The sequence below is a fragment of the Acinetobacter sp. V104_13 genome (assembly GCF_031798995.1).
GTDB lineage: Bacteria > Pseudomonadota > Gammaproteobacteria > Pseudomonadales > Moraxellaceae > Acinetobacter > Acinetobacter pittii.
In genome coordinates this window covers 60,849-69,405 of record NZ_JAVQNP010000027.1, presented here as the reverse complement: position 1 = coordinate 69,405, position 8,557 = coordinate 60,849, and the positions used below count along the sequence as shown (strand labels likewise).

The window sequence follows — 8,557 nt, the reverse complement described above, 5'->3', positions numbered from 1 at the left end:
TCTCACTAAATCTTTTTTTAATACAATTAATTGCGTTCTAGACCTTTGAACTTAAATTAATAGGTCCAGTTCACGCTAAATCCAGTCGTGTAATCATCCGTTTCGAAGTGATCTGGCTTTTTCAACGGTGCTCCGACAAAAGCGTCATAATTCAAATGTAGAGGGACAATTTGTCCACGCAATCCAACAACTGCACCTAATAAACTGGTACCTGGTAAAGGGTTTGGATAATGCGCGGTTTTTCCACCCACCTCTCCATAATCAATACCGGCATACCATGAATGTGGTTTATTCATGATTGAGCCACTCAGTTCATTGCGAACTAAAAAGCCATTATCTGCCAACAACGTTTGCTCACCGTCAAAACCTCTTACGGTATAACGGTTTCCAATCGAGAAGCGGTCTTGCGGTGTTAAAGGTTTATTACTGTGCTGGGTACGCCATTCTGCAAGATATTGCAGGTTCTGTTGCCCTACTTTAAAAGGAACTTGTAAACTGGCATTGGCCTGTAAAATCCCTACATGTGTATAAGCCTCACCAAAATCTTCTTCTGGTGCTCTCATTGCATTAAGCCAGCCTGTACCACGCTTATAAGTCACATTACCGCTTAAAGTGGCATTAGAAAAATATTCGGTATGATCGAGACTTGCTTTCCATCCCGCCGTTTTTCGGCGTTGTACTTCTACTTCAACATCATTGATATAGTTTTGTGATTCACGATACCAGCCACCAAAACCTACGGCAGTTTTACGGTGTGCATCGCGATAAATAATTCGGGACAAATCTGCATTAATAAGTTTGCTTTTACCGCTATATTGATAGGTCTCACTGCTTCCGGCGACTGTTTGTAAATAGTTAGAACGGCTATAACTGGTTGAAAATAACCAATAATCAAATGGAATAGTATAACTTGCATAAAAGCCATCTGTACCATGCTTACCAGAACCACTCCCCCCTAAGTCATGGTTATAACTAACATAAAACAAATCATTTAAAGTCAACACATGATCAAGTGACAAGGTCGCTGTACCTTGGTATTTTCCAGTAGCATCAGAACCTGAATCATCAATTCCCACATGTAAGCGATAAGGTTTAGCCTGTTGCCATGCAAGAATCACATCACTATAGCCAGGTTCATTTTTTTGTTCTGCTGGCTGAATTTTAAAATCAGCCTCAACCGTAGGTACTCTTTTAAAATTTTCTAAGCCTTGCTCCATATCACGAATATTTAAAAGCTCACCCGATTGCATCGGTAAAGCGTTCCATAAATGAGCACGTCTAGAAGTACCTTCAGCAAACTTAATCTGATCAACTCGGCCAGGAATAATACGAACGCGAACCGTGCCAGATGCGATATTTTGCTGAGGAAGCAAAACTCGTGTTGTGACATAACCATCTGCAATAATTTTGTTTTGAACAAGATCAAGTGCCTGATTGAGACCATTTACACCCAAGCAACGTCCAATAATATTGTTTTTGCCAGTCGTAATCACATTAAAATCTGATATGAATTGATGAGCTAAATCACCTTCTAAAAGTATTTTTTTAATTTCAAAACAAGGAGTTTCACTATTAGAGTGTAAATATTGTAATTGTTGAGCTAAATTTTTATTTTGTTCTTGCCCCAGATTGACATTCACATTAGGCTGGATTTGTTTTTCTAGCGCTGTATCACGTTGTTGTTGACGAGTAGACTGATCAGCCTGAATTCGCTGTCGAATCGGGTCATCAGGATCTGCAGCGTAACTTAATCCTCCCATAATCGATAAACAGATAAATAAGGCACTTTTATTAAATTTGTTATAGTTCACCATAAACTAGGCAATCCGTGATAAATATCAACTTAATTTTATTTTAACAAAACCTTAACAAAGTGGAAGCATTTTTTATACAGATTTGTCTGTATATGAAGCACTATTTGACGAACGGATTAATTTTTCTAAGATTACTCAACAAGAATGTATTTCCATTCCCACAACGTTAGAACTTGTTCAAGAAACCAAGTATTAGTATTTATAATAAATAGCTATTCCGTCATATTTTTCGTTTTCTCTTGCACAATTTTCTACTTCATTAAGTAGTAACAAAGCCATCTTTTGACCTTTTCTCTTTAAATTCTTATTTAAATGTCATATCTAATCTAACCTAGATTTATAAAATAATTTTTATAATTTAAATAATGGATAATTAAATATGGATCGTTTTAAAACTATTTTACTTGTTGCAAGCACATGTTTAACAACAACTCTTTATGCCAAGCAACAAGTCGTGTGTGTGTTTGACCCCATTGGTAAATCGGGAGATGCTTTCGCTTTAGCCAAAGACTATGCACTTGAAGCCAAAAACTGGGGAGCTGATCTATCTTTAAAAGCATATGTTGATGAACGCGTTGCGGCTGAAGATTTGAAAGTTGGAAAATGTGATGGCGCTATTATTAGTGGCTTACGTGGCCGTCAGTTTAATAAATACACAGGATCTTTAGATGCTGTTGGCGCATTAACAAATATGAAAACGGCAATTAATGCCTATAAGCTGTTGTCTTCACCAATGGCCGCAAAAAACATGGTGGTAGGCCCTTACGAAATTGCAGGTTTAGGCACAATTGGTCCTGCATATTTATTTGTAAATGATAGAAGTATAAATACTCTCGCGAAGGCTGCCGGTAAAAAAATTGGGGTATTTAAATATGATGAAGCCCAACCAAAGCTTGTTCAACATGTCGGTGGTCAGGCTGTATCGGTAGACGTCACCAATGCTGGTGCGAAGTTTAATAACCATGAAATTGATATTGTGCCCGCTCCTATTGTTGCGTTTAAACCTTTTGAACTACACAAAGGTTTAGGTGAGAAAGGAGCAATCATTCGTTTTCCTTTAACTCAAATTTCGGCAAACTTCATTATTCGTAAAGATCAGTTTCCAGCAGGTTTTGGGCAAAAGTCGCGGACTTGGGTAGCCAGCCAACTCAATAGAACGTTTGGCATTATTGCTAAATATGAAAGTGATATTCCTTCAAAATATTGGATGGATATTCCTAAAAATGAACAATTGAATTATATGAAAATGATGCGTGAAGCACGCATACAGCTAACCAAGGCCGATATCTACGACCCTAAAATGATGAATTTTTTGAAAAAAGTAAGATGTAAAGAAAACCCAACTAATTTTGAATGTGCATTAAACGATGAATAAGCACTCAAAACATACGCACCTCTCATTTTAAGAGGTTCTACCCTCAGTTATTCATTTCCTCTCGGGCTTGTTGTGGCGTTTTACCCGACCACTCTTTATAAGCCCGTGTAAATGGACTGTGCTCGGCATAACCTAACAGTAAGGCTATTTCTACAATTTGTAGCCTTAGATCTTTTAAATACGATTTTGCTAATTCATAACGGACAGTATTTAATTCTTTCCGAAAATTCGTACCTGCATCGGTTAAACGGCGTTGCAAGGTTCTACGTGAATAATTTAATCTCTCTGCAAGTTGTTCAATAGTTGGTTCGCCTTGATGAAGTAAGTAAGCAATCTGTTTGCGGACTTGGTCTGTAATTTCATCAATATGTGGCAGGCTTGCCAGTAACTTGTCGGCATGCTTTTCTAGTATGGCAACTAAAGCCGCGTCGGAGTTTTTAAGCGGTAGATTTAAGATTTCCTTATCGAAACGCATCAGTGCCACGGGTTGCTCAAAAAGCACAGGACAGCCGAAATATTCTTCATAAGGCTGAACATTTTCAGGCTGTTCATGAATAAAATGTATTTCTTTAAGTCTTTCTTTTCCTCTAATGAGGCTACGGCAAAATTGAACTATAACGGTACGGCCAGTTTCATCCGATAAAGGACCTACTTGCTCACCTTTTGTATCCCATGAAAGCTCTACATATTCAGTATGAATGTGAACAGTGGCAGGATAAACATCATAGACAAGCCGCTGATATCGTTCAAATCTATCTAAAACTGCCCCCAGATTTTCACAGGCAAGGAATACAGATCCTAAAACACCTAAATGCTGAGCTGTAATGGTTTGACCCACATGCAAACCAATAAAAGGGTCATTTAAATAATCTTTAGCAATAATAAGAAGATTTTCCCAATGGTCGATATCTACGCCTTCTAAATGATTTGAATCTGCTTTAGGCCACGGTTCACCCAGCACCTTTTCTGGGTCATGACCTAGTTTTTCGAGATATTCAAATAATAACTGAACATAGATTTCAGAAATCCTTCTTCTATATAACGGCTTATTCAATCCATTCATTCCGTATAGTTCTAATTTGGCGCCAATTATCAATTAGTGTACTTAAAGCTTTTAAACAAAAGCAAATGACTAAAAATACCTGCTCAATCCAAATTTTGGCGCAAAGTATCAAGCAATATGGCAGCTTTCATCAAGCCCAATCTCATTATTTTTCAGAAGATAGCGTTATAGCCAATATTGAGAAAAATACGATGGGTAAAAGTCTAAATAATGTGCCCCAAGCGCCACTTGATGTTCAGTTTAATTCAAATGGCTTGAAATGCAGTGCCTATTTATATCGTCCAGCAACTGAGGCCACTACACCAATTATTGTGATGGCGCACGGTCTGGGTGGTACTCGTAGAATGCGTTTAACTGCTTTTGCAGAACGCTTTGTGGCAGAAGGTTATGCTTGTTTAGTGTTTGATTATCGCTATTTTGGTGATAGCGAAGGACAACCTCGACAATTACTAGACATAAAAAGTCAGCTTGAAGACTGGAAAGCCGCTATTGCCTATGCACGTAGCCTAGACAAAATTGACCCAAACCGCGTGATTATATGGGGGACTTCTTTCGGTGGAGGCCATGTATTGGCAACAGCTGCTAATGATAATCGGCTTGCTGCTGTTATATCACAATGCCCCTTCACTGATGGTTTCTCATCTAGCATGGCAATGAACCCAATAACGACCCTTAAGCTCACGGGACTCGCATTAAAAGACAAGATTGGATCAATGCTCGGCGCCAAGCCAGTCATGGTGCCTCTTGCAGCTCCAACAGGACATACAGCATTAATGAATGCACCTGATGCTTATTCAGGCTATCTCGCACTCATGCCTTCAGGATCAAATATTCCAAACTATGTCGCTGCACGTTTTGTACTCGACATCATACGCTATTACCCGGGCCGTAAGACATCACGTATTCAAGCCCCCGTGTTGTTTTGTGTCTGCGATACCGACTCTGTTGCACCCTCAAAAACAACATTGCGTCATGCGAGCCATACACCCAATCATGAAATTAAGCACTACGCCGATGGTCATTTTGAAATTTACGTTGGAGAGGCTTTTGAGCGTGTTGTTCGTGATCAGATCGACTTTCTTAAACGCATCGTTCCAGTCAAGTAACAGTAAATTTAAAACATTTGGAGAAAAACCATGAAATATGACCTTAACAAAAAAGTTGTTTTAATTACAGGCGCCGCTGGAGGAATTGGTGCAGCAACAGCCCGTGAATTTTATACATTAGGTGCAAACTTGGTACTCACCGATATGCAACAGGAAGCTGTAGATAAACTTGCATCTGAATTTGAGGCATCTCGGGTTTTACCATTAGCGCTAGACGTTACTGATGCAGTAGCCACAAAAGAGGTAGTCCAGAAAACAATAAAACACTTTGGACATCTTGATATAGCTTTTGCTAATGCAGGTATCTCATGGCGTGATGGTGCTTCGACAATTGCTAGCTGTGATGAAGCTGAGTTCGATAAGATTGTTGAGGTTGATTTACTTGGTGTCTGGCGCACAGTCCGTGCTGCATTACCTGAGGTGACTCGCAATAAAGGACAAATCCTCATAACCTCTTCTGTTTATTGCTTCGTCAATGGAATGGCAAACGCTCCATATGCGGCTTCAAAGGCGGCAGTAGAAATGCTCGGACGCTGTCTTCGTACAGAGATTGCATATACTGATGCAACCGCTAGTGTTGTCTATCCAGGCTGGACAGCAACACCAATCGCCAAGGTTGCCTTTGGGGGTAACGCAACTGTAACGAAGATGATTGAAGCAGCATTTCCGGCATGGTTACGCAAGCCTATTTCTCCGGAATATATGGCGCAAGCAATTGTAAAAGGTGTGCAGCGTCGCCAGCCACGCATTTTTGCTCCAGTGCGCTGGGTTCCGTTCTCGATATTACGCGGAATGTTTAGTGCAGCTAGTGATGCAATGGTTATCCGCCATAAGAAATTGCAGGGATTACTTCAACAACTTGAAAATGAATCTAAACCTGTTCAGAAATAATCCATTTCCTTAAAACTCATTTATAAAAATGTCTGGAAATCTGATATGTCTAAATACAAATTAAAAGATAAAGTTGTGGTAATTACAGGCTCAACAGGTGGTCTTGGTCTTGCGATTGCTCATGCATTACAGGCCAAAGGTGCAAAACTCGCATTATTAGACTTAGACCTTAACAAAGTTGAAAGTCAGGCAAAACAGCTAGGTGGAAAAAGCATTGCCGCAGGTTGGGTAGCCGATGTATGCTCTTTGGAAAGCCTAGAAACTGCTATGGCAAATGCAGCTCAACACTTCGGTAAAATTGATGTGGTGATTGCAAATGCAGGTATAGCTACAACCGAAGCATTAGAACATATGGCTCCTGAAACCTTTGAGCGAACCATTGATATTAACCTTACAGGGGTATTTCGTACTTTCCGCGCAGCTATACCGTATGTAAAACAAACTCAGGGATACTTACTGGCTGTGTCCTCAATGGCAGCTTTCGTCCACTCCCCGTTAAACACTCACTATACTTCGAGTAAAGCTGGTGTTTGGGCTTTATGTGATAGCCTTCGTCTAGAATTAAAGTATTCAAATATAGCTGTTGGTAGCCTTCATCCGACCTTCTTTAAGACCCCAATGATGGACAGTATTCAAAATGACCCAGCAGGTAACGCGGTGTGGAAAGGTAACTCGGGTATTTGGAAATATATCTCTATTGAAGAAGTTGTCTCAGGTGTAGTTGAGAGCATAGAACGGCGTAAAGATATGACGATTGTACCTAAAATAAATACTCCGATTGCCAAAGCACCAGCACTGTTTAGAAATGTGATTGAGCTTCTAGGCTTCAACCGTAAGCAGCTTAAACAGACCATGCTATTGGCAGAGAAAAAGCATAATTCATTTTAGGTCTTTTAAGACACGGATGTTGTGGAGATATCCGTGTTTATTTAATTAAGAAAGCCTTATATCTTTATAAGGCTTTTTAAGTCGACTCTAGTTTAGCAAAACAATAAAGCACTTACTGAGGTAATTCCCTCTTTTTCATAGCAATATGAAGAAGAGCTGTCATAAAGGCTGCTAAGAAAAGGATACACCCCATAATCATAAACCCACTAGTGAATGAACCCGTTGCTGTTTTTAAATAACCCATTAAATATGGGCCAACAAATCCACCAAACGCACCAATCGAGTTGATTAAAGCTATACCGCCTGCCGCTGCCTCTCCTGATAAAAATTTGCCGGGTAAAGTGTAGAAAATGGTTTTTGCGGAAATCGTACCAACCAAAGCAATACTAATCCCGATTAACGCTGGTACTAAGCCTGATAGGTTCAAGGCAATAATTAGTGCCACTCCTGCAAGCACGAGCGCAATAACTAAATTGCGAATAGGCTTACCTGTTCGGTCTACATGTTTTGCCCAAATTAACAAACCAACTGTTGAGAAGAAATAAGGAATTGCGGCAACCCAACCAATTAAACTTAATTCAACGCCTTGGGCCTTTAACATCTGTGGTAGCCAAATCCCAATTCCATAAGTTCCTAACGTGAAGCTAAAAGTAATTGATCCTAATATCCAAACTCTAACGTCTTTCAATGCATCTTTGAAATGATGGTTACCTGCTGCTTTTTTCTTTTCATTTGCTAATGCATCAGTTAAAGCATTACGCTCTTCATTAGTTAGCCAATGCGCATCTTTAGGATTATTTTTCAATACTTTATACGTGATAATACCCAAAATACACGCAGGTAATCCTTCAATTAAGAACATCCATTGCCACCCCTCTAAACCCATATGACCATGTAAACCTAGGAGCCATATTGATAGAGGGCCACCCACTAAAAATGAAATGGGAGTAGCAATAGTAAATAAAGCCAGAATATGGGTTCTATATTGTGTTGGAAACCAGATAGTTAAAAAGAAAATAACACCAGGGAAAAAACCAGCTTCCGCTATACCTAATAAGAAACGAATAAAGTAAAAACTATATGGGCCGATCACAAATGCTGTGGCAGCGGCAGCAATTCCCCATGTAATCATGATTCGGGCCATCCAGACTCGGGCACCAAACTTATACATTGCTAGGTTACTTGGAACTTCATATAAACAGTAACCTACAAACATGATTCCCGCTCCTAACCCAAATTGGGCTGCGGTTAAACCAAGCGAGTCTGTCATTTGTAATGCAGCATATCCAACACTCGTGCGATCTAAATAATTAAAAAAATATGCCAAAGCGAGTAATGGAATGAAACGCCAAGTTGCCTTTTTGATTGCACTATCACATGCTGCTTGTTGCAGATTGAAAGCATTATTTGAAGAGTTCAT

At 39.6% G+C, this 8,557-nt stretch carries 7 protein-coding genes; 4 read left to right on the top strand and 3 right to left on the bottom strand.

Annotated features, from left to right (window positions below; translation table 11 throughout):
- Positions 1-56: 56 nt before the first annotated feature.
- The gene (locus RMB06_RS13110) at positions 57-1,814 is read right to left on the bottom strand and encodes a ShlB/FhaC/HecB family hemolysin secretion/activation protein (RefSeq protein ID WP_311079824.1); all 1,758 of its coding nucleotides are present in this window, start codon (positions 1,812-1,814) and stop codon (positions 57-59) included.
- Positions 1,815-2,193: 379 nt separating this feature from the next.
- On the opposite strand from RMB06_RS13110, the gene adeT1 reads away from it, so the two are divergent.
- Positions 2,194-3,189 (top strand): putative multidrug efflux protein AdeT1, encoded by a 996-nt coding sequence (gene adeT1, locus RMB06_RS13105; protein WP_311079823.1) that lies wholly within the window; start codon positions 2,194-2,196, stop codon positions 3,187-3,189.
- Between the two features lie 43 nt (positions 3,190-3,232).
- Here the strand turns inward: adeT1 and RMB06_RS13100 are convergent, their stop codons facing one another.
- Positions 3,233-4,252 (bottom strand): AraC family transcriptional regulator ligand-binding domain-containing protein, encoded by a 1,020-nt coding sequence (locus RMB06_RS13100; RefSeq protein WP_311079821.1) that lies wholly within the window; start codon positions 4,250-4,252, stop codon positions 3,233-3,235.
- Positions 4,253-4,443: 191 nt separating this feature from the next.
- Between RMB06_RS13100 and RMB06_RS13095 the strand changes: the two genes are divergently transcribed.
- From RMB06_RS13095 to RMB06_RS13085, 3 genes are read left to right on the top strand one after another with little or no spacing between them, the layout of a single operon-like run.
- A complete protein-coding gene (locus RMB06_RS13095; RefSeq protein ID WP_311080712.1) occupies positions 4,444-5,358 on the top strand; it encodes an alpha/beta fold hydrolase in 915 nt (304 codons plus the stop codon).
- Between the two features lie 30 nt (positions 5,359-5,388).
- Positions 5,389-6,249 carry an SDR family NAD(P)-dependent oxidoreductase gene (locus RMB06_RS13090; protein ID WP_311079819.1) on the top strand — a complete coding sequence of 287 codons (861 nt, stop codon included), beginning with the start codon at positions 5,389-5,391 and terminating at the stop codon, positions 6,247-6,249.
- Between the two features lie 45 nt (positions 6,250-6,294).
- Positions 6,295-7,137, top strand: a complete 843-nt coding sequence (locus tag RMB06_RS13085) for an SDR family NAD(P)-dependent oxidoreductase (RefSeq protein ID WP_311079817.1) — start codon at positions 6,295-6,297, stop codon at positions 7,135-7,137.
- 112 nt (positions 7,138-7,249) lie between these two features.
- On the opposite strand, the gene RMB06_RS13080 is transcribed toward RMB06_RS13085, so the two are convergent.
- Positions 7,250-8,557, bottom strand: coding sequence for an MFS transporter (locus tag RMB06_RS13080; protein WP_311079815.1), 1,308 nt, complete (start codon positions 8,555-8,557; stop codon positions 7,250-7,252).

What these genes read in the sequence shown, in the direction of transcription:
- RMB06_RS13110 (WP_311079824.1), bottom strand. Translation starts at nt 1,814, where the DNA reads ATGGTGAACTATAACAAATTTAATAAAAGTGCCTTATTTATCTGTTTA.
- RMB06_RS13085 (WP_311079817.1), top strand. Translation starts at nt 6,295, where the DNA reads ATGTCTAAATACAAATTAAAAGATAAAGTTGTGGTAATTACAGGCTCA.
- RMB06_RS13090 (WP_311079819.1), top strand. Translation starts at nt 5,389, where the DNA reads ATGAAATATGACCTTAACAAAAAAGTTGTTTTAATTACAGGCGCCGCT.
- RMB06_RS13100 (WP_311079821.1), bottom strand. Translation starts at nt 4,252, where the DNA reads ATGAATGGATTGAATAAGCCGTTATATAGAAGAAGGATTTCTGAAATC.
- RMB06_RS13080 (WP_311079815.1), bottom strand. Translation starts at nt 8,557, where the DNA reads ATGAACTCTTCAAATAATGCTTTCAATCTGCAACAAGCAGCATGTGAT.
- adeT1 (WP_311079823.1), top strand. Translation starts at nt 2,194, where the DNA reads ATGGATCGTTTTAAAACTATTTTACTTGTTGCAAGCACATGTTTAACA.
- RMB06_RS13095 (WP_311080712.1), top strand. Translation starts at nt 4,444, where the DNA reads ATGGGTAAAAGTCTAAATAATGTGCCCCAAGCGCCACTTGATGTTCAG.